The 21,888-nt window shown below is 27.9% G+C and carries 25 protein-coding genes; 11 read left to right on the top strand and 14 right to left on the bottom strand.

The features are described 5' to 3' along the window. Positions 1-25 precede the first annotated feature (25 nt). Entirely contained in the window at positions 26-1,687 is a 1,662-nt protein-coding gene (gene groL / locus AMN81_RS04115; RefSeq protein WP_072090835.1) for a chaperonin GroEL, read from the bottom strand. Between the two features lie 22 nt (positions 1,688-1,709). Further along, positions 1,710-2,000: a co-chaperone GroES gene (gene groES, locus AMN81_RS04110; RefSeq protein ID WP_023854741.1), complete on the bottom strand. Its 291-nt coding sequence runs from the start codon at positions 1,998-2,000 to the stop codon at positions 1,710-1,712. A 132-nt stretch (positions 2,001-2,132) separates the two neighbouring features. On the opposite strand from groES, the gene AMN81_RS04105 reads away from it, so the two are divergent. The 6 genes from AMN81_RS04105 to AMN81_RS04080 are packed head-to-tail and all read left to right on the top strand — an operon-like array spanning position 2,133 to position 8,573. Then, entirely contained in the window at positions 2,133-2,951 is an 819-nt protein-coding gene (locus tag AMN81_RS04105; RefSeq protein ID WP_023854742.1) for a TIGR01459 family HAD-type hydrolase, read from the top strand. Continuing rightward, on the top strand, positions 2,945-3,868 hold the full coding sequence (locus tag AMN81_RS04100; RefSeq protein ID WP_023854743.1) for a bifunctional riboflavin kinase/FAD synthetase: 924 nt from the start codon (positions 2,945-2,947) through the stop codon (positions 3,866-3,868). Before AMN81_RS04105 ends, AMN81_RS04100 begins: the two co-directional genes overlap by 7 nt. Then, positions 3,865-6,597 (top strand): isoleucine--tRNA ligase, encoded by a 2,733-nt coding sequence (ileS, locus tag AMN81_RS04095; RefSeq protein WP_072090834.1) that lies wholly within the window; start codon positions 3,865-3,867, stop codon positions 6,595-6,597. Before AMN81_RS04100 ends, ileS begins: the two co-directional genes overlap by 4 nt. Then, the gene (lspA, locus tag AMN81_RS04090) at positions 6,594-7,094 is read left to right on the top strand and encodes a signal peptidase II (protein WP_023854745.1); all 501 of its coding nucleotides are present in this window, start codon (positions 6,594-6,596) and stop codon (positions 7,092-7,094) included. The genes ileS and lspA overlap by 4 nt, the downstream gene beginning before the upstream one ends. Then, positions 7,081-7,413 (top strand): DUF3035 domain-containing protein, encoded by a 333-nt coding sequence (locus AMN81_RS04085; protein WP_072090833.1) that lies wholly within the window; start codon positions 7,081-7,083, stop codon positions 7,411-7,413. The genes lspA and AMN81_RS04085 overlap by 14 nt, the downstream gene beginning before the upstream one ends. A gap of 2 nt (positions 7,414-7,415) precedes the next feature. Continuing rightward, positions 7,416-8,573, top strand: coding sequence for a glucose-6-phosphate isomerase (locus AMN81_RS04080; protein WP_256998223.1), 1,158 nt, complete (start codon positions 7,416-7,418; stop codon positions 8,571-8,573). Here AMN81_RS04080 and rsmD read toward each other — a convergent pair. Together rsmD and purD are read right to left on the bottom strand one after the other, a co-directional pair. Next, the gene (rsmD, locus tag AMN81_RS04075; protein ID WP_072090832.1) at positions 8,565-9,131 is read right to left on the bottom strand and encodes a 16S rRNA (guanine(966)-N(2))-methyltransferase RsmD; all 567 of its coding nucleotides are present in this window, start codon (positions 9,129-9,131) and stop codon (positions 8,565-8,567) included. The two genes, AMN81_RS04080 and rsmD, sit on opposite strands and share 9 nt — an antisense overlap. Beyond that, the gene (purD, locus tag AMN81_RS04070) at positions 9,128-10,390 is read right to left on the bottom strand and encodes a phosphoribosylamine--glycine ligase (RefSeq protein WP_072090831.1); all 1,263 of its coding nucleotides are present in this window, start codon (positions 10,388-10,390) and stop codon (positions 9,128-9,130) included. The genes rsmD and purD overlap by 4 nt, the downstream gene beginning before the upstream one ends. A 21-nt stretch (positions 10,391-10,411) precedes the next feature. Here purD and AMN81_RS04065 point away from each other — a divergent pair, with 21 nt between their 5' ends. Next, a complete protein-coding gene (locus tag AMN81_RS04065; RefSeq protein WP_072090844.1) occupies positions 10,412-10,600 on the top strand; it encodes a DUF2093 domain-containing protein in 189 nt (62 codons plus the stop codon). Between the two features lies 1 nt (position 10,601). Here AMN81_RS04065 and AMN81_RS04060 read toward each other — a convergent pair whose 3' ends face one another. From AMN81_RS04060 to ubiA, 5 genes are read right to left on the bottom strand one after another with little or no spacing between them, the layout of a single operon-like run. Beyond that, entirely contained in the window at positions 10,602-11,462 is an 861-nt protein-coding gene (locus AMN81_RS04060) for a lysophospholipid acyltransferase family protein (RefSeq protein ID WP_072090830.1), read from the bottom strand. A gap of 1 nt (position 11,463) precedes the next feature. Beyond that, positions 11,464-12,396 (bottom strand): tetraacyldisaccharide 4'-kinase, encoded by a 933-nt coding sequence (lpxK, locus tag AMN81_RS04055; protein ID WP_072090829.1) that lies wholly within the window; start codon positions 12,394-12,396, stop codon positions 11,464-11,466. Continuing rightward, complete coding sequence (locus AMN81_RS04050; protein WP_072090828.1) at positions 12,393-13,643, bottom strand: 3-deoxy-D-manno-octulosonic acid transferase; 1,251 nt, start codon at positions 13,641-13,643, stop codon at positions 12,393-12,395. Before AMN81_RS04050 ends, lpxK begins: the two co-directional genes overlap by 4 nt. Further along, positions 13,643-15,388 carry an ABC transporter ATP-binding protein gene (locus AMN81_RS04045; protein WP_072090843.1) on the bottom strand — a complete coding sequence of 582 codons (1,746 nt, stop codon included), beginning with the start codon at positions 15,386-15,388 and terminating at the stop codon, positions 13,643-13,645. The genes AMN81_RS04050 and AMN81_RS04045 overlap by 1 nt, the downstream gene beginning before the upstream one ends. Before the next feature lie 4 nt (positions 15,389-15,392). Then, positions 15,393-16,256: a 4-hydroxybenzoate octaprenyltransferase gene (gene ubiA, locus AMN81_RS04040; RefSeq protein ID WP_072090827.1), complete on the bottom strand. Its 864-nt coding sequence runs from the start codon at positions 16,254-16,256 to the stop codon at positions 15,393-15,395. Positions 16,257-16,305: 49 nt separating this feature from the next. On the opposite strand from ubiA, the gene AMN81_RS04035 reads away from it, so the two are divergent. Further along, the gene (locus tag AMN81_RS04035; protein ID WP_023854756.1) at positions 16,306-16,710 is read left to right on the top strand and encodes a DUF2721 domain-containing protein; all 405 of its coding nucleotides are present in this window, start codon (positions 16,306-16,308) and stop codon (positions 16,708-16,710) included. On the opposite strand, the gene AMN81_RS04030 is transcribed toward AMN81_RS04035, so the two are convergent. From AMN81_RS04030 to AMN81_RS04015, 4 genes are read right to left on the bottom strand one after another with little or no spacing between them, the layout of a single operon-like run. Next, positions 16,703-17,677 carry a quinone oxidoreductase family protein gene (locus AMN81_RS04030; RefSeq protein ID WP_072090826.1) on the bottom strand — a complete coding sequence of 325 codons (975 nt, stop codon included), beginning with the start codon at positions 17,675-17,677 and terminating at the stop codon, positions 16,703-16,705. The genes AMN81_RS04035 and AMN81_RS04030 overlap by 8 nt on opposite strands. 3 nt (positions 17,678-17,680) lie before the next feature. Next, complete coding sequence (locus tag AMN81_RS04025) at positions 17,681-18,517, bottom strand: pirin family protein (RefSeq protein WP_072090825.1); 837 nt, start codon at positions 18,515-18,517, stop codon at positions 17,681-17,683. After that, positions 18,518-18,895 (bottom strand): DoxX family protein, encoded by a 378-nt coding sequence (locus tag AMN81_RS04020; protein WP_072090824.1) that lies wholly within the window; start codon positions 18,893-18,895, stop codon positions 18,518-18,520. Between the two features lie 3 nt (positions 18,896-18,898). After that, positions 18,899-19,153, bottom strand: a complete 255-nt coding sequence (locus AMN81_RS04015; protein WP_072090842.1) for a CDGSH iron-sulfur domain-containing protein — start codon at positions 19,151-19,153, stop codon at positions 18,899-18,901. 127 nt (positions 19,154-19,280) lie between these two features. Between AMN81_RS04015 and AMN81_RS04010 the strand changes: the two genes are divergently transcribed. Beyond that, positions 19,281-19,640 carry a winged helix-turn-helix transcriptional regulator gene (locus AMN81_RS04010; RefSeq protein ID WP_023854761.1) on the top strand — a complete coding sequence of 120 codons (360 nt, stop codon included), beginning with the start codon at positions 19,281-19,283 and terminating at the stop codon, positions 19,638-19,640. On the opposite strand, the gene AMN81_RS04005 is transcribed toward AMN81_RS04010, so the two are convergent. Then, entirely contained in the window at positions 19,633-20,295 is a 663-nt protein-coding gene (locus AMN81_RS04005; protein ID WP_072090823.1) for a haloacid dehalogenase type II, read from the bottom strand. The genes AMN81_RS04010 and AMN81_RS04005 overlap by 8 nt on opposite strands. 16 nt (positions 20,296-20,311) lie before the next feature. Here AMN81_RS04005 and AMN81_RS04000 point away from each other — a divergent pair, with 16 nt between their 5' ends. Then, positions 20,312-21,010 (top strand): RsmE family RNA methyltransferase, encoded by a 699-nt coding sequence (locus tag AMN81_RS04000; RefSeq protein ID WP_072090822.1) that lies wholly within the window; start codon positions 20,312-20,314, stop codon positions 21,008-21,010. Between the two features lie 61 nt (positions 21,011-21,071). Next, positions 21,072-21,887, top strand: a complete 816-nt coding sequence (gene coxB / locus AMN81_RS03995) for a cytochrome c oxidase subunit II (protein WP_072090821.1) — start codon at positions 21,072-21,074, stop codon at positions 21,885-21,887. Position 21,888 lies beyond the last annotated feature (1 nt).

The raw sequence follows: 21,888 nt of genomic DNA, 5'->3' as shown, positions 1-21,888 counted from the left end.
AATTTTTGTTTGAGAACAATGGGGATTACATTCCCATTCCACCCATTCCTCCCATGCCGCCCATACCACCAGGCATTCCACCAGGCATTCCACCAGCAGCATCTTTTTCCTCAGGTTTGTCAGCGATCATTGCTTCAGTAGTTACTAATAATCCAGCAATTGAAGCAGCGTCTTGTAGAGCAGTTCTCACAACTTTAACTGGGTCTATGATACCTTTTGCAAACATATCACAATACTCTTCGTTTTGAGCATCGTAACCGGAAGTTTTTTTCTTCTGCTCTAATAATTTACCAACTACTACTGAACCATCTACACCAGCATTTTTAGTAATTTGTCTAATTGGAGCTTCCAAAGCTTTTCTCACAAGATCAACACCTGCTTTTTGGTCATCACCTTTTACTTTAACTTTATCAAGCTCTTGAGCAGCATAAAGAAGAGCACATCCACCACCAGTTACAATACCTTCTTCAACGGCAGCTCTAGTAGCGTTTAAAGCATCTTCAACTCTATCTTTTCTTTCTTTAACTTCAACCTCAGTTGCACCACCAACTTTGATAACTGCAACTCCTCCAGCTAACTTAGCAAGTCTCTCTTGAAGTTTTTCTCTATCGTAATCAGAAGTAGTTTCTTCAACTTGTTGTTTGATAGAAGCACATCTAGCTTCGATATCAGATTTTTTACCACTACCATTAACGATAGTGCTGTTATCTTTATCAACTTTGATCTTCTTACAAGATCCAAGATCATCAAGTTTTACATTTTCAAGTTTAATACCTAGGTCTTCAGATATAACCTGACCTCCTGTTAAAATAGCAATATCTTCAAGCATAGCTTTTCTTCTATCACCAAATCCTGGAGCTTTAACAGCCACAACCTTTAAACCACCTCTTAGTTTGTTTACAACTAAAGTTGCTAAAGCTTCACCTTCAACATCTTCAGATATAATCATTAATGGTCTACCAGCTTGAACCACAGCTTCTAAAAGAGGAACCATTGGCTGTAAATTAGTTAATTTCTTTTCATGTAATAAAATAAAAGGATTATCTAATTCTGTAGTCATTTTATCACTGTTAGTAATAAAATATGGTGATAGATATCCTCTATCAAACTGCATACCTTCAACTACATCTAATTCTGTTTCAATACCTTTGTTTTCTTCAACGGTAATTACCCCTTCATTTCCAACTTTTTGCATTGCTTTTGCAATCATTGTTCCAATTTCTTTATCACCATTTGCAGAAATTGTTCCTACTTGAGCAATTTCATCACTGTCTTTTACTTTTTTTGCAGATGCAACAAGACTTTCTTTTACTGTTTCTACAGCAGCATCGATTCCTCTTTTAACATCCATTGGATTCATACCTGCTGTTACATACTTCACACCTTCTTTGACAATTGCTTGCGCAAGTATCGTCGCAGTAGTAGTTCCATCACCAGCTTCATCGTTAGTTTTGCTAGCAACTTCTTTAACCATTTGTGCACCCATATTTTCAAATTTGTCTTCAAGGTCTATTTCTTTAGCTACAGACACACCATCTTTAGTAATTCTAGGTGCACCGTAAGATTTATCCATTACGACATTTCTTCCTTTTGGTCCTAAAGTTACTTTAACAGTGTCAGCTAAGATATTTACACCTCTTATCATTGCCGCTCTTGCTTCAGCATCAAATTTAACAACTTTTGCCATTATTTTTCTCCTTTAAATTAAATTATTTACCTGAAATACCCATAATGTCAGACTCTTTCATTATGCTGTATTCTTTGCCATTAATTTTGACTTCAGTTCCTGACCATTTACCAAATAAAACTTTATCACCAACTTTAACATCCATTGGAATTATTTTTCCATCTTCAGTTTTTGCACCACCACCTACAGCAACAACTTTGCCTTCCTGAGGTTTTTCTTGAGCTGTGTCAGGGATAATTATTCCTCCAGCAGTTTTTTCACTGCCATCTAATACTTCGATTAAAACTCTGTCATGTAACGGTTTAAACTTCATAAATTCTCCTTAATAAATCTTTATAAATATGAGCCTCATATAGATATTTCACCGTCTATTTCAAGATCAGAAAATCTTTAGGATATTAAAATTGCTAGTAAATTCGGGTTTTTATGGTTTATACCTTAAAATATGACCAAAAATTTAGATTTAAATGGCTTAAAATCAATTGCTGATAATTATGATCTTTTTTATATAGACTTATGGGGTGTTGTTCATAATGGGGTTAACCTTCATGAAAAAGCGATAGCAGTTTTAAATGAACTTTTAAAAAAAAAGAAAATGCTAGTACTTTTAACAAATGCTCCACGACCAAATAAAACTGTTCAAAATTTTTTAGAAAAGATGGGCATGGATAAAGTGCTCAGAGATCATGTATTTACTTCAGGAGAGGCAGCTCTAAATTATTTGAAAAAATCGTACTTATCGAAAAAGTTTTATCACATAGGTCCACCAAGGGATTTTGATTTATTTTATTTATTTGAGAAAAATAAGTGTGAAGATATTAGTGATAGTGAATATTTATTGTGTACAGGATTATTCGATGATCACGATAAGGATTTAAATTTTTACAAAAATTTATTTGAAAAACATATTGCCAAAAAAATGATTTGTACAAATCCAGACTTAATCGTTGATCGTGGTGAAGTTAGAGAGTTATGTGCAGGTTCTGTCGCAATGGTTTTTGAAAAAATGGGTGGGGAGGTAGTATATTTTGGAAAACCACATCCAGAAGTTTATAATCAATCGATTGATAACAATAATAAAAAAATATTAGCAATTGGTGATAATTTAAATACTGATATCAAAGGTGCAAATCTTTTAAATTATGATTCTTTATTAATTAGTAACGGAATACATAAAAATGAAATAAAAAAAAAAGGCATCCAAGATGTTTCAAAAGAGTATGAGGCTATAGTTAATTTTATTCAATCAGATTTAAAATGGTAAACCACTATACAAATTTTAATATTAGAAAATTACACAGAGGATCAATTATTTTAATAGGTAATTTTGATGGCTTACATTTAGGACATCAAAAATTATTTAAATTAGCACAATCGTATAAGAAAAAATATAATTTGAAGATTGGTGTTGTAAACTTTGATCCAATGCCAAAAATGTTTTTTAATAAAAAATTAAAAAATTTTAGGCTTACTAATATCAATCAAAAAATTAAGTTACTAAGTAATTTAAAAGTAGACTTTGTAATTACAAAAAAATTTGATAAAAAATTTTCAAAAACTAAAGCGCTAAACTTTATTACTCAAATTTTAAATAAAAAATTAAGTTCCAAATTTATTTTTGTTAGCAATAATTTTAGATTTGGAAATAAAAGAGAAGGAAATGTTAATTTATTAAAAAAATACGAACAATTGTTTAATTATAAAGTTGTTAAACCAGAACCATTAATTAAAAGTAATAAGATCGTATCATCATCTTTAATAAGAAATCTTTTAGAAAAGGGTCTTTTAGACAAAGCTAATAATCTTTTAAAAAGAAACTGGACAATAGAAGGAGTAGTTAAAAAAGGAAGACAAGTAGGAAAAAAAATTGGTTTTCCAACCTGCAACATAGATATCGATGATTATGTTTTGGCAAAACCAGGAGTTTATGCTGTGAAGGTTTTAAGAAAAAATAGTGACAAATATCTTAAAGGAATTGCTAATCTTGGATTTAGACCAACATTTAACCAAAAAAAAATATTATTAGAAGTTCATTTATTTAATTTTTCTGGAAATCTTTATAATAAACTTTTATCAGTAGAGTTTTTAAAGTTTATAAGAAAAGAAAAAAAATTTAATAATGTTAATCAATTAAGAGCTCAAATTAAAAAAGATTTATATATCGCAAAAAAGACTAAATGACTAAATCTCAAATAAATCTCCCAAAAACAGCTTTTTCCATGAAAGCCAACCTGCCTGTTAAAGAACCAGAAATTCTTGAATATTGGAAAAAAATAAATCTTTACGATGAATTAAGAGATCAAAGTAAAGGAAGAGAAAAATTTGTTTTACATGATGGTCCTCCTTATGCAAATGGAAATATCCACATGGGAACAGCTCTGAATAAAATTCTTAAAGATATAATTGTAAAATTTCATCAAATGGAAGGAAAAGACTCTATTTATGTTCCAGGCTGGGATTGTCATGGCTTGCCAATTGAATGGAAAATTGAGGAACAATATAAAAAAAATAAAAAAAACAAAAACGAAGTTCCAATCGTTGAGTTTAGAAAAGAATGCAGAACATTTGCAGAAAAGTGGATTGAAGTTCACAAAAGTCAATTTAAAAGATTGGGTGTTGTAGGGGATTGGGAAAATTATTACTCAACAATGAGCTTTAATGCAGAAGCTCAGATAGTTAGAGAGCTTGGTAAATTTTTAAAAGAAGGAAGTTTATATAAAGGTTTCAAACCAGTGTTATGGTCAACGGTTGAGAAAACTGCACTTGCAGATGCTGAGGTAGAATATCAAGATCATAAATCAGATACAATTTACACTTCGTTTAAAGTCAAATCATCAAATTTAAAAGATTTAGTTGGAAATGAAATAGTTATTTGGACAACAACTCCATGGACAATACCAGCCAATAAAGCTTTAGCATATAACGAGTCTCTTGATTATATTATATTAGAAATAAATGACGAAGGTGATTTTAAAAATAGAAAAATTGTAATTGCAGATGCTCTGTTAGAATCAGTTGTTAAAGAGTGTGAACTAAATAATTATAAAAAAATTCACACATTTAAAGGAAAAGAATTTAAAAATACTATTTGTAGTCACCCTTTTTTAAATCTTGGTTATGATCATGATATCCCAATGCTAGAAGCTAGATTTGTAACTACTGAGCAAGGAACTGGAATAGTTCATTGTGCTCCAAGTCATGGACCTGATGACTTTAATCTTTGTTTAAATAACGATATTAAAGCCATAGAAACAGTTGATGGAGATGGAAAATATACAAACAATGTGAAATTGTTTGAAGGAATTCATATTTTCAAAGCAAACCCAATTATAATTGAAAAATTAAAAGAACAGAAAAATTTATTAACTAATGGTGAGTTAGTACACTCTTACCCACATTCTTGGAGGTCTAAAGCACCATTGGTTCACAGAGCTACACCACAATGGTTTATTTCAATGGAAAGTCACAAACTAAGGAGCAAAGCATTAAAAGCTATTGATGAAACCATTTTTTATCCAAGCAAAGGTAAAGAAAGATTAAAATCAATGATAGAAACAAGGCCTGATTGGTGTGTCTCAAGACAAAGAGTTTGGGGAGTCCCTCTTCCAATTTTTGTGAATAGGAAAACGAAGGAAATTTTAGTTGATGATGAAGTAATAGAAAATATTGCTTCAATTTATGAAAATGAAGGATCCGATTGTTGGTTTTCTGACGATCCTCAAAGATTTTTAGGCAACAAATACAAAGCTCAGGATTATGAAAAATTAAGCGATATCGTTGAAGTTTGGTTTGATAGCGGTTCTACTCATTCATTTGTGTTAGAAAAAAGAGACGATTTAAAATGGCCAGCTTCTATGTATTTAGAAGGATCTGATCAGCACAGAGGATGGTTTCATTCATCACTTCTAGAGTCTTGCGGAACAAGAGGAAGAGCACCATTTGAATCTATTTTATCCCATGGTTTTGTTGTAGATGGCAAAGGATTAAAAATGTCTAAATCATTGGGAAATGTAATTGCGCCTGATGATATCCTAAAAAAGTATGGTGCCGATATTTTAAGAATTTGGGTAGCATCATCAAATTATGCAGAAGATTTAAGAATAGATTATTCAATTCTAGATCAGCATGCAGAATCATATAGAAAAATTAGAAATACTTTTAGATATTTACTTGGAAATATAAATGATAATTTCGAAATAATAAATTTTGAACAACTTAGTGTAGATGATTTACCTGAATTAGAACAGTTAATGCTACATAAATTATATGTTTTAAATACAAATTTTAAAAAATATTTTAGTAATTATGATTTCCATAATTTGTATAAAGAATTGTTAAACTTTTGTACTGTTGATTTATCTGCTTTTTACTTTGATATTAGAAAAGATAATCTTTATTGCGACGGTAAAGATACAAAGAAAAGAAAATCAACAATTTTACTTCTCAATATTATTTTAAATGCTCTACTAAAATGGTTTGCCCCTATAATATCTTTTACAACTGAAGAAATTTTTAAATTATTATTCAAAGACAAAAAAAGTATTCATCTTGAAAAATTTATAGAATTTCCTGAAAAATTTAAAAATGAAAAACTTAGCAAAAAATGGATCGAATTAATTAAAATTAGAGATATTTGCAATATAAGCATAGAAGAGAAAAGAGCCAGTAAAGAAATAGGATCAAGTTTAGAGGCAGATTTAAAAATACAATTGAATCAAAAATTAAAAAAACTTACGGAAAATACAGATTTTTCTGAACTTTGTATTACATCAAAGGCTGTGGTTAGTTATAAAGATGACATTGAAACAACAGCACTAACTACTAAAGCAAAAGGATCAAAGTGCTCGATCTGTTGGAAGATTAAAGAAACAGCCTGTGATAGAGATAATTGTACTGTGAATAAGGAATGATAATAAAAAATCTAGGAAAAAATTTTTTTATTAATTCTTCTTTAGTTCTAATAATTTTTTTACTTGATAGAATTTCTAAAATTCATGTAATTAATTTAGATGAGAAATTTTTTGGTTCTGAAATATTTTCATCAAAATATTTAAATATCATTTTGATCTGGAATGAAGGAATTGCATTTGGTCTTTTTTCTTCAAGCCATGAAAATTGGTATAATTTTTTAACATTAATTATAGTTTTTACTGCGCTTATAATATTAATAATGTCTATCAAACAGCATGGTGTACAAAGATATTTTTTATTAATAGTATTTGGAGGTGCACTTGGGAACTTATATGATCGTATTTTTTTTAAAGCAGTGCCAGATTTTATTGATTTACATGTAGGGAATTTTCATTGGTTTATATTTAATATAGCTGATATTTTTATTACATTTGGTGTAATAATGCTTATATTGTGGGAAATTTTACCACTAAATAGAAATTATGAAAAAAAATAATTATCCAATTTTTTTGTTAATTTTTTTATTTTTATTGCCTGGATGCCAAGATGTTAAAAAAGGTTTTAGTGGAAAGAATATTGATCAAGGTGAAGAATTTTTAGTTATAAAAAAAAATCCATTAGTAGTTCCACCTGACTTTGAAAAAATGCCCGTGCCAAAAAATGAAATTGATAAAACCAACTCTATTAAAGCTGAAAATGATCAAGCTAGTGAATTTGAAAAATTGCTTAAAAATAAAGATGAAAATATTAATGTGACAAACTCAAATGAAAATACTGGAGATCTAGAAAAGAAAATTATTGATAAAATCAAATAAAAATGTTGACTGGCAATATTAATTTCAAAAATTTTAAAATTAAAAAAAACACAAAAAAAGTAAAAAAAATACTAAAAAAACTACTTCAAGAGGATAATGAAATAATTAGATCATTAAGAAAATCATATAGAAATTCATATCACAGAAAATTAGTAAATAAATATAGTAAGGCTCTTAATTACAGAATTATAGGGATGGGTGGATCTACTCTAGGCGCTCAAACTATCTATGATTTTTTAAGTAAAAAAATAAAAAAAAAATTTTCATTTATTGATAATCTTCAAGCATTTTCAAAAATAAATAATGACGAAAAAATTATTAATTTAGTTATTTCTAAATCTGGAAATACAATTGAAACAATAATTAATACTAATTTATTATTAAAAAAGAAACACAAGAATATATTTATAACAGAAAATAAGAAAAGTTATTTATATCTTTTAGCTGAAAAGTTAAAAGCCGATATAGTAAAACATAATAATTTTATAGGCGGAAGATATTCTGTTTTATCTGAAGTTGGTATGCTACCGGCAGAATTAATGGGTTTAAAATCCAATAAATTTAAAAATTTAAATTTGCTTGTTAAAAATAAAATTTTTTTTAATTCTTTAGTTTCAAATGTTAGTTCAACTTTACATTTTATTAAAAATAAAAAATATAACTCTATCATTATAAACTATGATGAAAAATCTCAAAACTTATTTAATTGGTATCAGCAATTAATTGCGGAAAGTCTTGGAAAGAATAAAAAAGGTATATTACCAATAATCTCTAATATGCCTAAGGATAATCATAGTGTTATGCAATTATATTTAGATGGATTTAAAAATAACTTTTATACTTTTTTCTTTGTTAACGAAAATAATTCAACAAGAATTAAAACTAACTTTTATAAGAACAAGAGTTTTAGTTATTTAAAGAATAAAAATTTGAATCAAATAAAATTATCCCAAAAATTAGCTACAGAAAATGTTTTCCAAAAAAAAAATATTCCTTTTAGAAGTTTTACGATTTTTAAAAGAGACGAAAAAACATTAGGTGAATTATTTAGTTTTTTTATTTTAGAAACAATATTAATTGGTAAAATGTTAAATCTTAACCCATATGATCAACCAGCTGTTGAATTAATCAAAAATGAAACCAAAAAAATATTAATTTAAATAAGATAAAAATATTATTTTTGATATCCCATAAACTTTCTGTTCAATAATTTGAAAGTTCGGTGGAAAGGAATCAGTTTCACTTTTATGTCTGTGCAAAATAATTATTCCATTTTTTTTTAATATTTTTTGATCATCAATTTTATTTAGTAAATTTTTTAAATTTTTATTTTTGTATGGTGGATCTAAAAAAATAATGTCAAATTTATTATTCAACTTTGAAAAAATATTTTCATTATAAATATCTTTTTCAATTATTTCGTAATTTTCAACTGATTTTAAACCATACAAATTTTTTTTTAATAAAGGTATAACCCCGTGATAATTTTCAATAAAAATTACTTTTTCAACCCCTCTAGACAAGCATTCAATTCCAAATGAACCTACACCAGAAAACAAGTCCAATATATATGAATTGGAAAAATTTATTTTAAATTTATTTGAGTGTTTTATGATATTGAAAATAGATTCTTTAGTAAGATCTTTTAAAGGTCTAGTATTCCTATCTTTTGGTTCTAAAATTTTTCTTCCTTTAAAAGACCCAGATATGATTCTCATTCTTTGATGACCTTGTGACCAATATCTTTTCTATAAAATCCATTATCCCAATTTATTTCTTTAAGAAGTTTTAACGAACTTTCTCTCGCTGACTTAAATTCATTTGACCTAGTCACAATATTTAAAACTCTTCCACCATCGGATAAAATAGCGTTATTAACTTTTTTTGTGCCAGCATGAAAAATAAACTGATTTTTTTTTAAGTTTAATTTTTCAAGATCAATTATAAAATTTTTTTGATAACTTTCAGGATAACCTTTTGAGCATAATACGATACAAATTGACTTATCATCATACCATTCAATTTCTAAGTCATGGAGTTGTTGCTCAATACATTTATTTATTATTACTGAAAAGTCAGTTTTTAATTTTGGAAGTAATGTCTGACATTCCGGATCTCCCATTCTTACATTATATTCAATTAAAAAGGGCTCCCCATTAACAATCATCAATCCTGCATAAAGAAATCCTTTATATTCACAATTGAGTTTCTTTAGACCTTTAAGAGTAGGTTCAATAATTTTATTAATTATTTTTTTATTTAGTTCATGTGTCTCTAATCTTGAAGGTGAGTATGCTCCCATTCCTCCTGTATTTTTACCCTGGTCACCTTCAAAAACTCTTTTATGATCTTGAGCAGTTCCAAACATTTTATAACTTTGGCCATCGGAGATAATAAAGAAACTCATTTCTTCTCCACGTAAAAATTCCTCAATAAGCAAATTTTCAGCATTACCAAATTTACCATCAAATATTTCATGCACAGCTTTTGATGCTTCTTTATAATTTTCGGAAATATAAACACCTTTGCCAGCAGCTAAGCCGTCAGCTTTAATAACAATGGGAAAGGTGCAATTTTGAAGAAATGATAAAGCTTCTTTTGTGTTTGAAAAAATTCCAAATTTAGCAGTTGGTATTTTATATTTTTCACAAAGTTTTTTTGTGAATATTTTTGAACCTTCAAGTTGTGAAGCTACTTTATTTGGTCCAAAAACTTTAATTTTGTATTTTTGCAAATAATCAACAATTCCATCCACCAAAGGTTTTTCTGGACCAACAATAATAAAGTTAATATTATTTTGTATTATAAAATCCTTTAGCTTTTCAAAATTGTTTAAATCAATATTGACATTTTCTGCAATTGAACTTGTGCCAGCATTCCCAGGAAAACAATAAATTTGTTTTATTTTATTTGAGTTTTTTAATGAATGGCATAATGCGTGTTCGCGTCCTCCATTTCCTATTACACCAACTTTCATATAATGATATATAAACCAAAAATGTTTAAAAAATTAGCAAAAATAAAATATTTACCAAATAATTTTAAAGTTATTCAGGATGGAGATCATGTGATTTGTGCAATATCAGGAAAAAAAATTCCTTTAGAAAATTTAACTTATTGGAATGTAGAAGATCAGGAAGCTTACTTTTCTTACATTGAGGCAGAGAAAAAAAGAGAAAAGAATTAACTTATTTCCATCTATTGTGAGACCAAATCCATTGGTGAGGATTTCTAACAATCATCATTTCTAACAACTCATTTAATTTTAAAGTAATATTTTCAATAGTTTTATCATTATCAAAACTTATAGGTTGCATAATTTCTAACATAAATGTTTCATTATTTTTTCGCTCAATATAAATTGGAACAACTTTACAATTAAATTTTTTGACAAATTGTGCAGGAATTGTTGTCGTCAAAGCTTCATTTTTAAATAACAAAGATCTTATGCCTTGGGAAACTCTTTGATCAATCATTAAAGCAATTGAGGTGCCTAACTTAAAATGTTTTAAGATCTCTTTAGTGCCAGAAATCCCTTTTTTTATTTGTTTACGACAAATATATTTTTCTCTAATATTTTCCATTATTGGATTGAGAAAATAATTATTGAGAGGTCTATAAATTGCAGCAAGATCAATCCCTGACTTTTCAATATGCATAGCCATCAATTCAAAATTATCAAAATGTCCAGATACAAATATTACAGGTTTTTTTGAAAGTTTTATTTTTTCTAAAATTTCTTGACCTTTTATTTCTAGAAATTTTTTTGACTCAATTTTTCTAAAATATTTCATAAAAACATATTCAGCTAAAATTTTTCCATAACTTTTCCACATACTATTAATAATTTTATTCTTAAAATCTTTATCTGGCTCATGAAATGCATATGAAATATTTTTTTCAATAATTTTTTCAGATCTGAAAAAAGGACCAATTGTAGAAAGCAATTTACTTGCTATAATTCTTGAGAATTTTAATCCGATAATCTTAAAAAAAATTAACAAACAGCTTATTAATAAAAATTGAAAAAAATACTTTATGTATTTCATATTATTTAGTTAGTAGCTCAATTAATTTTTTTTCATCTCGAATAACTAAATCAATAGTTAAATAATCAATATCTTTTTTAAATTTTTCAGGAATTTTCATAAAGTCTTTCTCTGTAGTTATAATTTTTAAGCTCTCATTTTTTGCTATATTTTGAATTTCTTCTAAATCTTTGAGACTATATTTATAGTGATCAGGAAATACTACTTCTCTAGCAATTTTAAATTTATTTTCCAATAGAATATCTTTAAAATCAGATGGTTCGCCTATTCCAGAGAATATTAAATATTTTTTATCTAAATTATATTTTTTAATGTTTAATATTTTATAAAAAGTTTTAAAAATTTTAATATTTAAATTTATACTTTTAATTTGATTTTCAATTTTTTCAAAATTACCTAAGCTTCCATTTAAAAAAACTGCATCAAATCTCTTTAAACTTGAAACTTTCTCTCTAAGCGGTCCAGCTGGGATAAGGTGGCCATTTCCAATCCAATTTTTTGATTTGAAACAGACAAATTTCAAATTAAAATCAACACTTATATCCTGTAGTCCATCATCAAATACTAGAACATCAAAGTTTTGATTTATACCTTGGTAAACAGCATCTTTTCTTTTTTTTGAAATTATCAATGAAGTTTTTTGTTTTAACAAAAGCTGCTCATCTTTTTGATCTGAATAGTTTTTTTTTACGGTGGCTATTTTAAAATTTAATCCTTTTAAAATTTCATATATTTTAATAGTAAGTGGAGTTTTTCCTGTACCTCCAAGATAAATATTTCCCACGCAAATAGTTTTAATATTAAACGGTTTTTTTTTTTTAAGAAATTTAAACAAAAAATTTCTTAGAATAATTGGTAATGAAAAAGGAATTAATAAGTAAGATAAAAAATTTGGTTTTGGCAAGTCCCAAAAATAAGGTTTTTTTAACTTCATACTTTGTTTAAAATTAAATTTATTTCATCAATATTTTTTTCTATTATTTTTTGACCAATTTTATTTATCTTATCTTTTATATTTTTTTGTGATTTTTTTGAATTGAGGAGTTTATTTAAAATATTTGTAGTTTGATTTAAATTTATCACTTTTTTGGAGATTTTTTGTTTATTAAGAAACTTATAAATTTCATTAAAGTTTGAAACATTTGGACCATGCAATATATTACAGTTATATCTGACTGCTTCCAAAGGATTTTGTCCTCCATGTTCTATGAGAGACCCACCCAAGAAAATGTTCTTTATGAGGGAATAAAATGATTTAGTTTTTCCAAATGCATTTACTAGATAAATATCAGTATCTTCATTAATTCTAGATTTTGGTTCATGTGTGTGAACTTTCAAACCTAAATTAGACAACTGTTCTTTTATTTCTTCGTCTCTATCTATATGTCTAGGAATAATAACTGTTAAAAGATTTTTATATTTTTTCTTCAATTTTTTGTGAATAAGCCCAGCAAATTTTTCCTCTGAGTTATGAGTACTGGAAGCACACCATACAGTTTTTCTTGATATAAACTTTATTGTTTGACTATCAATCTCAATTTTTTCATTTTCTGATTGGGAATATTTTAAGTTACCAAAATATTTAATATTTTTTGCACCAAGTTTTTTTAAAAAACTAACTGTTTCTTTATTTGAGGACAAGCAAAGATCAAATTTATTAAAAATTAATTTTGAAAAGTTTTTTAATTTAATCCATTTTTTATAAGATTTCTTAGTAATTCTTGCATTGATAAGAATAGTTGGGATTTTTTCTTTATTTAAATTTATCATAGTGTTAGGCCAAATCTCAGAGTCAATAAAAAAAGCCGCAGATGGTTTCCAATGATTAATAAATTTTTTTATAATTAATTCATTATCTATAGGAAAAAATTGATGTAAAATTTTTTTTAGTTTTATTTTAGAAATTATTTTTGAGGAACTTAGAGTGTTTGAAGTTATCAATATTTGAGAAATTTTTTTTGATTTTTCTAATTTTTCCAATAAAGGAACTATACTTTGAAGCTCACCAACACTTGCTCCATGAAACCATATCAATTTTCCTTTAGACCTGTTTTTTGTAAAAAACCCAAGTTTTTCTTTAAACCTTTTGGGACTCTCTCTTTTTTTTAAGAGTCTGATCAAAATTATTAATGGAGAAAGGATAAAAATTACATTAATTAAAAATCTATAAAATAAAATCATTAATTTTTAGTGATTTGTTTATCATAAAAATTTTTATAGACAGATGAGTTCTTTAACAATTCATTATGATTACCGTTTGCTATAACTTTTCCAGAGTCAATAACATATATTTGATCTGAGCTTAAAATAGTGGATAAACGGTGAGCAATAACAACAGTTGTTTTATTTTTTGTTAATAAAGTCAAAGCTTTTTGAATTTTTTGTTCCGTATCAGCATCAAGAGATGACGTTGCTTCATCAAGTAGAATGATCGAACTCTTTTTCAGCATAGCTCTCGCTATAGATATTCTTTGTTTTTCACCCCCTGACAGTCTTAGTCCATTTTCACCTATTAAAGAATTGTACCTATTTGGTAATTTTTCAATAAATTCTGAGGCAAAAGATTTTTTTGCTACTTCAATAATTTCTTCATCAGTAGCATTTAAGTTTGCATAAGCAATATTATTTTTAATAGTATCATCAAATAAAGTTGTGTCTTGGCTTACAAGAGAAATTTCTTTTCTGAGCGAATTAATGCTTAAGTTGTTTATAGGCTGATTATCAATTTTAATTTCTCCTGCAGTTGCATTATAAAATCTTGGGATTAAATTTAGAATAGTTGATTTCCCCGATCCACTATGCCCAACTAAAGCAGTCATTTTACCACCAGAAATGTTTATATTAATTTTGTTTAGAATATTTAAATTTTCACTATTTAAATCATATTTAAAATCAACATTATTAAAATTTATCTCTCCATTTTTAACTACTAGATCCTTACAATTTGTATCATCATTGATTTCAATTTTTTGATCAATAACTGGTAAAATTCTTCTTGCAGCACTTAACCCTGCTTGTATTGCCATATTTAAAGTAGAAAGTGACCTAACTGGCTGATAAGCCAACATCATTGCCGCAAGGAAAGAAAAAAAATTGTTAATATCTATTTCACGATTGATTATTAATTTTCCTGAATAGAAGATTAATAATGCAATCATTATACCTGTTAAAGATTCCATTATTGGTGATACTTTAACAAATATTTTTTGCATTTTTTTTGTAGTATTTTTTACGTGTTCTAATTTGTCATCAATTCTGAGATATTCATAATTTTCCCTTTGAAATATTTTCATTAGTTTGTGATTTTTGAATATTTCCAATAAATGAGTATTTAAAAAACTAGCATTTTCCATTCCTTTTGTAGAAATTTTGCCCATTCTTTTTCCGAGTTTTTGAGCAGCATAAGATGCTAAGGGAATCATTATTAAAGCTATAAGTGATAATTTCCAATTCTGATAAAACATAACAAAAATAAGTCCAAACAGAGTTAGGGTATCTTTAATAAGATTTAATAATACAACACCTAGCAAATTTATAATTACACCAGCATCATGATTAATATGTGATACAATTTTCCCAGTATGTTGGTTGTCAATAACTTTAGTATCTGCATTAATTAATGATGCCATCATATCAAGTTGTATATTTTTTTTTACATCCTCCGCTACATGAATCATAGTTACTTTTGCCAAGTATAAAGAAATACCTTTTGTAGAAAAAGCTAGAATTATAGCAATTGGAATTAAATAAATTAAAGTTTCATCTTTATCTACGAAAATTTTTTTTATTGCAGGGTCTAATAAGTACGCTACTGCTGAGGTACTACCTGCAACTAAAATAGAATAAAAACCAGCGATCAAAATTCTATTTAAATATTTACTGGTATAATTTTTGTACAGTCTAATTAATATTTCTTTATTTGTCATATCTCTAGATTTTACCAATTAATATTTGTATAAATACAAGAAAACCTAAAAGATTATTACTTTTAAAAACTTTTAAGCAATTCATAGGATTATCTAAGTTAACACTTTTTAATTGGTACAAAAATAAATGATACCCAATTATTAAACTAAAGGCGTAATAAAATATATTAAATTTTTCTAATATTCCTAAAGCAATTATCATTGAAAATAAAATAACATAACAAGCTAATAGAAAAATAAATGGTTTTTTTTTAAATTTAATTGAAGTTGATTTTAGACCAATTATTTCATCATCTTTAATATCTTGAAACCCATAAATTGTGTCATAGCCGAGTGTCCAAAATATGGCTCCTATGTAGAATAATGTTGGAATAATGTTTAAACTTTCATTAATTGATGTCCATCCAAGTAATAAGCCATAATTGAAAGTTATGCCTAAAAACAATTGTGGCCAATATGTAAATCTTTTCATCAACGGATACGTGAAAGCAAGGGGCATAGATCCTATTGCCAATATAATAGTAATAGTATTGAAATTTAATAGTATCAATAAAGCACAAAAACATAATATCAAAGCATAAGTGATACCAAGTTTTACTGAAATTTTTCCTGAAGCTACAGGCCTGTCTTTTGTTCTAAATACTTTTTTATCAAATTCTTTATCTAATATATCATTTACAATACATCCGGCTGACCTCATTAGCACTGCACCAAAAAAAAATAGCAATAGATAAAAATAATAATTTTTAAGATTAGTTGAAAAATCATATGCAATAGTTAATCCCCATGCACATGGCCAAAATAACAGCATAAAGCCAATTGGTTTTTTTAATCTAGTTAACTCAATGAAAAGATTTAATTGGTTCATATTTTACTTGTAAATAACAAAGGCTAGATTCATAATCAAACTGATTCGTATGAATATAGATTACACAGTCACAGCACTAATGTTTCCAGCAATTCCTTTATTAATGGGAGTTTATAGTAACAGGTTCCATTCTCTTAGTATTCTAATTAGACAGCTACATGACGAGCATGTTTATGAAAAACACATTCCACCCGAGTGGAAAAAGCAATTTATAAATTTAAGTGGCAGAATAACTCTTTTAAGATGGACAATATTATTTGCGGCTTTTGGGTTTCTTTTTAATATGTTAACTGTATTTGCTCTTTACTTAGATGAAGTTTTTTTGGCAAGAGTAATTTTTGGATCTTGTTGTCTATCTATGATCATATCTATAATTTTTTTTATAAGAGAAATTCAAATTTCAACAAATGCATTAAAGTTGCATATGTCAGATATGGATGTTGATGTTAATTAGGAACTATTACAGCTGGTCCTAAAATTTTTCTTCCTTCCAGATCTCGATGAGCCTGAATAACTTCTTCTAACTTATATTTTTTAAAAATTTTAATTTTTACTTTACCAGAGCTAATTTTTTCAAACATTGTTGTTGATGCTTCATCTAATTCCTGTCTTGTAGAAAGGTATTGTTGCATTGATGGTCTTACAAGATAAAGTCCTTTCGGTTGAAGAACTTTTGGAACATTTATTTCAGACAATGGACCCGATGCATTTCCAAAAGAAACCATCATTCCTCTTATTGCTAAACATTCAATAGATCCATCTAGTGTATCTTTTCCAACACCATCATAAACAACTGGCACTCCCTTACCGTTGGTAATCTCTAAAACTTTTTTTGCAAAATCTTCTTTATTATAATTTATAACATGATCATAACCATTTTCTTTTGCTATGTTCACTTTTTCATCTGATCCAACTGTGCCTATAACAGTACATCCTAAACTTTTTGCCCATTGTCCAAAAATCTGACCAACTCCACCAGCAGCTGCGTGAAATAAAATTGTTTCACCTGATTTAACTGGATAAGTTTTATGTAAAAGATAAAAAGTTGTTAAACCTTTTGTCATTAATGTTGCAGCTATTTCTAGATCAATACCGTCTGGTACTTTCACCAAATTTTTAGTTGGGTAATTTCTATGAGAAGAATAAGATCCTAAAGGAATTCCAGCATATGAAATTTTATCACCAACTTTGAAGTCTTTCACATTTTCCCCAACATCTGTAATAATTCCAGCACCTTCTAAACCTAAACCAATCGGTAGTTTTAAAGGGTACAAACCTGATCGATGATAAGTATCAATGTAGTTAAGACCAATTGCTTTTTGCTCAATAGTTACTTGATCTGGACCAGGCTTATCTAAAGATATATCCTTAACTTCTAAAACTTCAGGACCACCAGTTTTGTTAATTTGTACAGCTTTCATAATTTATTTTACAAATGTACCATTATGATAATCTTGAACTGCTTGCAAGATCTCTGCTTTAGTATTCATCACAAATGGTCCACCTCTTGCTATTTCCTCGTTAATTGGTTTGCCTGAAATTACTAAAAACTTAGCGTTTGATTTAGCTTTAACTATTAAGTCTTCACCCTTAGTTAAAAGAATTAAAGTACTGTCTTTAACATTTTCATGTTTATTTTTACCAATTTCGATTTCTCCACTAATTAAATAAATAAACGTATTGTGAGTAGATGGTAATTTAAAATTGAACTCTTTATCTTTGTTTAATTCTACATCAAAATAAACTGGCTCAACGTTATGACCTTTTACTGGTCCTTCAGCTTTTTCAAATTTTCCAGCTATTACTTTTACTTGTTTATCATCATCTTTATGAACACTCATTTTATCAGCATCAATATAAAGATATTCAGGCTTACTCATTTTTAATTTAGCAGGCATGTTAATCCATAATTGGAACCCATGAAGTCTTCCTTCTTTCATAGCAGGCATTTCTGAATGGATAATTCCACTTCCGGTTTTCATCCATTGAACGTCTCCAGCAGTCATTCTGCCCTCACCACCTGTACTATCTTTGTGCTCAAAATCTCCAGCCAACATATAAGTTACTGTTTCAATTCCTCGATGAGGGTGGGGTGGAAAACCAGCTATATAATCCTCACTATTTTCTGAACCAAATTCATCAAGCATTAAGAAAGGATCAAAATAATTTGGCTCAACACCAATACTTCTTTTTAATTTAACTCCAGCACCATCAGAAGCTGGAATAGGGTCAATAATTTTACTTACTTCTATATTTGACATTTATTTTGATAATTTACCCTCTAAACTAAAATCCTTTGTATCATTTATCACTAAAAATAAAAATCCACCTGCAAGAGCTATATTTTTCATAAAGGATACAAACTGCATTTGATTACTAAAATCAGTATGAAAAATAAGCGCAGTTGCAATACAAAATACACTTAGTAAAGCTGCAGCGATTTTTACTTTGTACCCAATTATAATTAATATAGGAGCACCTATTTCTAGTATAATTGCTGGAATTAAAAAAATACCAGGCATTCCAAAAGATTCCATCCATCTGATAGATCCCTCGTAATTTACAATTTTATTTATTCCACTTAATAAAAATACTAAAGAGATAAATACTCTTCCTACTAAATCTAAAATATTTGTCATAGTTTATTTATTGTGTGAACCATCGCAGAATGGTTGATTGTTAGTTTGTTTACATGCACAGAAAAACATTTTTTTTGTTTCTTCTGCTTTATATGCAAAAGGAGTAAACTTTGTTCCTTCATCATTTAGTGGACTGGTATGTGAACCATCACAGAATGGTTGTTTTTTTGATCGTCCACATGCACACCAATAATATGATTTGCCTTTTTCAACTTCGATAGCCATTGGTCCGTTACCTGCTTTTTGTCCTTTGCTCATTTTTACCCTTTCATTAAGTTTAGGGTTATCTAATAGTTTGTATTTAATTCTGCAAGAACGCAATATAATCATACTAGTATACAAAATCATACCTTGAAAATTTAAATAGATGAGTTATTTAATCCTTATGAAAGATTTAATTAATTGTCCCGCCGAAAGAGCTATTTATTTTTTAGGTGGTAAATGGAAAATAAGAATTTTATTTACATTATATAACAGCAAGAAAGTAAGATTTAATGAACTTAAAAAAGTATTAAAAACAATCACCCAACAAATGTTATCCAAGCAACTTAAAGAGTTAGAAACCGATGGAATAGTTAATAGAAAAGTACATCAAGTAGTACCTCCAAAAGTAGAGTATTCACTTACTGAATTTGGTTTATCCGTAATTCCTATTTTAAAATCTTTTTCTGACTGGAATAGAAAAAACACAAGAGCTATTTCTTTAAAACTAAATAAAAACTTTGAAGAAAATAGAATTAGATAATATTGAGTAACTCTTTTAGATTTTTGATTTCGTTTTGAGGTTTATAATCAAGGTTATCAAAAATATTATTATTTCTGTTTACCCAAATAGAATTGAATCCATAATTTCCACCACCTGATACATCCCAAGTGTTAGCACTTAAAAAAGCAACTTCATTTTTTTTTATTTGATATTGATTTATTGGAAGGTCATAAACTTTAGAATCTGGTTTATAAACTCCAACTTCTTCAATTGAAAAAATATTATTAAATATATTTTCCAAGTTATTACTCTTAACTAATTCATTAAGAAGAGCAGGAGTACCATTAGAAAGAATAGCAAGTTTAAAATCTTTTTCTTTTAATGATTTTAAAACTTCAGGAACTTCTTTGAAAGGAGAAAGAATTTTATAAAGATCTAATAACTCATTTCTCATTGAAGAATCTATCTTATAAGCTTTCATAGATTTATCTAAACTATCCTCTGTTACCTGCCAAAAATCCTTGTGACGTTTCATTAAACTTCTTAGCCAAGTATATTCTAATTGTGTTGTTCTCCAATAATTGGCGAAACCTTCCCACTTATCACCTATTTTATCTTTACATTTTTCAGCAGCTGAATTGACATCAAATAAGGTGCCGTAAGCATCAAAAATTATTGCTTTAATATTTTTCATAAACTAACTTATCAATATGAGTAACATTAGATTATTTTATTCAAAAAGTTTATCTCTTAATTTGACTGACAAACTTGATAAATCTCAATCACACTATGTTTCAAAAGTTATGAGACTTAAAGAGAAAGAAGTTTTTTCTCTTTTTAATAGTAGTGGCGAATGGGAGGCGAAAATCGCAAATATCAATAAAAGCATAGTTGAATTTAATGTTACGAAACAATTAAGACAGAAAGAAAATACCATAGATCTCTGGCTGGCTTTCTCTCCTATCAAATCAAATTACTTTAATTTCATGATCCAAAAAGCTACAGAGCTTGGTGTAACTAAGTTTTTACCAATTATCTTTGAAAGAACGATTGTTAGGAAGATTAATAAAGAGAGATTGGAAAAAGTAATCATAGAAGCAGCTGAACAATCAAACAGAATAACTGTTCCATCAATTGAAGAGCCTCAAAAATTAAAAAGCTTTCTAAATAATGATATGGATTTAATTTTTACTGATCTCAACACTACTAATACAAAAATTGACATTAAAAAGTTAACCACCAAGCCTACTTGCGTAATCATAGGACCAGAGGGAGATTTTTCTGAGGAGGAGAGGGAAGAGATTCTTAAATTTAGTGGTGTTCAGCCTATTAAAATCAATGAAAACATATTGAGATCTGAAACGGCTGTAATTTCTGCTCTATCGATCATAAATTACGCCATTAATTGATATTTTGTCGCTAAAAGTAAAAGTGTATTTTTTTAAAAGACGCTCTATATAGGGTAAAAAAATGAAAAAAATTTTATATATATTTCTAACATTCTTTATCACTTCAAGCGCGTTCGCTAATCAACCTGTCGATTGGCAACTAGGATTTCAAAAGGCTGCTTCCGAGACTATGAGAGATATCGTTAATTTTCATGATAAATTGTTGTTACCAATTATAATAGCAATCAGTGTTTTTGTTCTATTTTTGATGGTTTATGCTTGTATTAGATTTAGAGCTTCAGCAAATCCAGTTCCATCAAAAAGAACTCATAATGTTGCTGTTGAAGTTTTATGGACTTTAATTCCATGTTTAATTCTAATCGTGATGGCAGTTCCATCATTTAAAATTTTATACAAACAAGATGCAATTCCAAAAGCAGACATAACTGTTAAAGCTATTGGATATCAATGGTACTGGGGATATGAGTATCCAGACGAAAATATTTTCTTCGACTCTTACATGATCGAAACTAAGGACTTAAAAGAAAACGAACCAAGACTGTTAGCTGTAGATAATGAACTGGTTGTTCCAGTAAATAAAGTTGTTAAGGTAATGATCACTGCTAATGATGTTCTACATGCTTGGGCACTCCCTTCATTTGGAGTAAAACGAGACGCTGTGCCTGGAAGAATAAATGAAACTTGGTTTAAAGCAGAAAAAGTTGGAACTTATTATGGTCAATGTTCTGAACTGTGTGGAATTAAACACGCGTTTATGCCAATTGAAGTTAGAGTTGTTACTGAAGAGGAATATCAAGACTGGTTGTTAGACGCTAAAGTCAAATTTGCAAAAGAAATTAATGAAGAAGATCAATTTAAAAAACTAGCGAGTAAATAAT

This window comes from Candidatus Pelagibacter communis, assembly GCF_001179845.1.
Lineage (GTDB): Bacteria > Pseudomonadota > Alphaproteobacteria > Pelagibacterales > Pelagibacteraceae > Pelagibacter > Pelagibacter ubique_Q.
The sequence above is the reverse complement of the archived record's forward strand: the minus strand, read 5'-3'. Positions and strand labels throughout refer to the sequence as shown.

Excerpts from the sequence above, each read along its gene's own strand:
- groL (WP_072090835.1), bottom strand. The coding sequence starts at position 1,687 with ATGGCAAAAGTTGTTAAATTTGATGCTGAAGCAAGAGCGGCAATGATA.
- groES (WP_023854741.1), bottom strand. The coding sequence starts at position 2,000 with ATGAAGTTTAAACCGTTACATGACAGAGTTTTAATCGAAGTATTAGAT.
- AMN81_RS04105 (WP_023854742.1), top strand. The coding sequence starts at position 2,133 with ATGACCAAAAATTTAGATTTAAATGGCTTAAAATCAATTGCTGATAAT.
- AMN81_RS04100 (WP_023854743.1), top strand. The coding sequence starts at position 2,945 with ATGGTAAACCACTATACAAATTTTAATATTAGAAAATTACACAGAGGA.
- ileS (WP_072090834.1), top strand. The coding sequence starts at position 3,865 with ATGACTAAATCTCAAATAAATCTCCCAAAAACAGCTTTTTCCATGAAA.
- lspA (WP_023854745.1), top strand. The coding sequence starts at position 6,594 with ATGATAATAAAAAATCTAGGAAAAAATTTTTTTATTAATTCTTCTTTA.
- AMN81_RS04085 (WP_072090833.1), top strand. The coding sequence starts at position 7,081 with ATGAAAAAAAATAATTATCCAATTTTTTTGTTAATTTTTTTATTTTTA.
- AMN81_RS04080 (WP_256998223.1), top strand. The coding sequence starts at position 7,416 with ATGTTGACTGGCAATATTAATTTCAAAAATTTTAAAATTAAAAAAAAC.
- rsmD (WP_072090832.1), bottom strand. The coding sequence starts at position 9,131 with ATGAGAATCATATCTGGGTCTTTTAAAGGAAGAAAAATTTTAGAACCA.
- purD (WP_072090831.1), bottom strand. The coding sequence starts at position 10,390 with ATGAAAGTTGGTGTAATAGGAAATGGAGGACGCGAACACGCATTATGC.
- AMN81_RS04065 (WP_072090844.1), top strand. The coding sequence starts at position 10,412 with ATGTTTAAAAAATTAGCAAAAATAAAATATTTACCAAATAATTTTAAA.
- AMN81_RS04060 (WP_072090830.1), bottom strand. The coding sequence starts at position 11,462 with ATGAAATACATAAAGTATTTTTTTCAATTTTTATTAATAAGCTGTTTG.
- lpxK (WP_072090829.1), bottom strand. The coding sequence starts at position 12,396 with ATGAAGTTAAAAAAACCTTATTTTTGGGACTTGCCAAAACCAAATTTT.
- AMN81_RS04050 (WP_072090828.1), bottom strand. The coding sequence starts at position 13,643 with ATGATTTTATTTTATAGATTTTTAATTAATGTAATTTTTATCCTTTCT.
- AMN81_RS04045 (WP_072090843.1), bottom strand. The coding sequence starts at position 15,388 with ATGACAAATAAAGAAATATTAATTAGACTGTACAAAAATTATACCAGT.
- ubiA (WP_072090827.1), bottom strand. The coding sequence starts at position 16,256 with ATGAACCAATTAAATCTTTTCATTGAGTTAACTAGATTAAAAAAACCA.
- AMN81_RS04035 (WP_023854756.1), top strand. The coding sequence starts at position 16,306 with ATGAATATAGATTACACAGTCACAGCACTAATGTTTCCAGCAATTCCT.
- AMN81_RS04030 (WP_072090826.1), bottom strand. The coding sequence starts at position 17,677 with ATGAAAGCTGTACAAATTAACAAAACTGGTGGTCCTGAAGTTTTAGAA.
- AMN81_RS04025 (WP_072090825.1), bottom strand. The coding sequence starts at position 18,517 with ATGTCAAATATAGAAGTAAGTAAAATTATTGACCCTATTCCAGCTTCT.
- AMN81_RS04020 (WP_072090824.1), bottom strand. The coding sequence starts at position 18,895 with ATGACAAATATTTTAGATTTAGTAGGAAGAGTATTTATCTCTTTAGTA.
- AMN81_RS04015 (WP_072090842.1), bottom strand. The coding sequence starts at position 19,153 with ATGAGCAAAGGACAAAAAGCAGGTAACGGACCAATGGCTATCGAAGTT.
- AMN81_RS04010 (WP_023854761.1), top strand. The coding sequence starts at position 19,281 with ATGAAAGATTTAATTAATTGTCCCGCCGAAAGAGCTATTTATTTTTTA.
- AMN81_RS04005 (WP_072090823.1), bottom strand. The coding sequence starts at position 20,295 with ATGAAAAATATTAAAGCAATAATTTTTGATGCTTACGGCACCTTATTT.
- AMN81_RS04000 (WP_072090822.1), top strand. The coding sequence starts at position 20,312 with ATGAGTAACATTAGATTATTTTATTCAAAAAGTTTATCTCTTAATTTG.
- coxB (WP_072090821.1), top strand. The coding sequence starts at position 21,072 with ATGAAAAAAATTTTATATATATTTCTAACATTCTTTATCACTTCAAGC.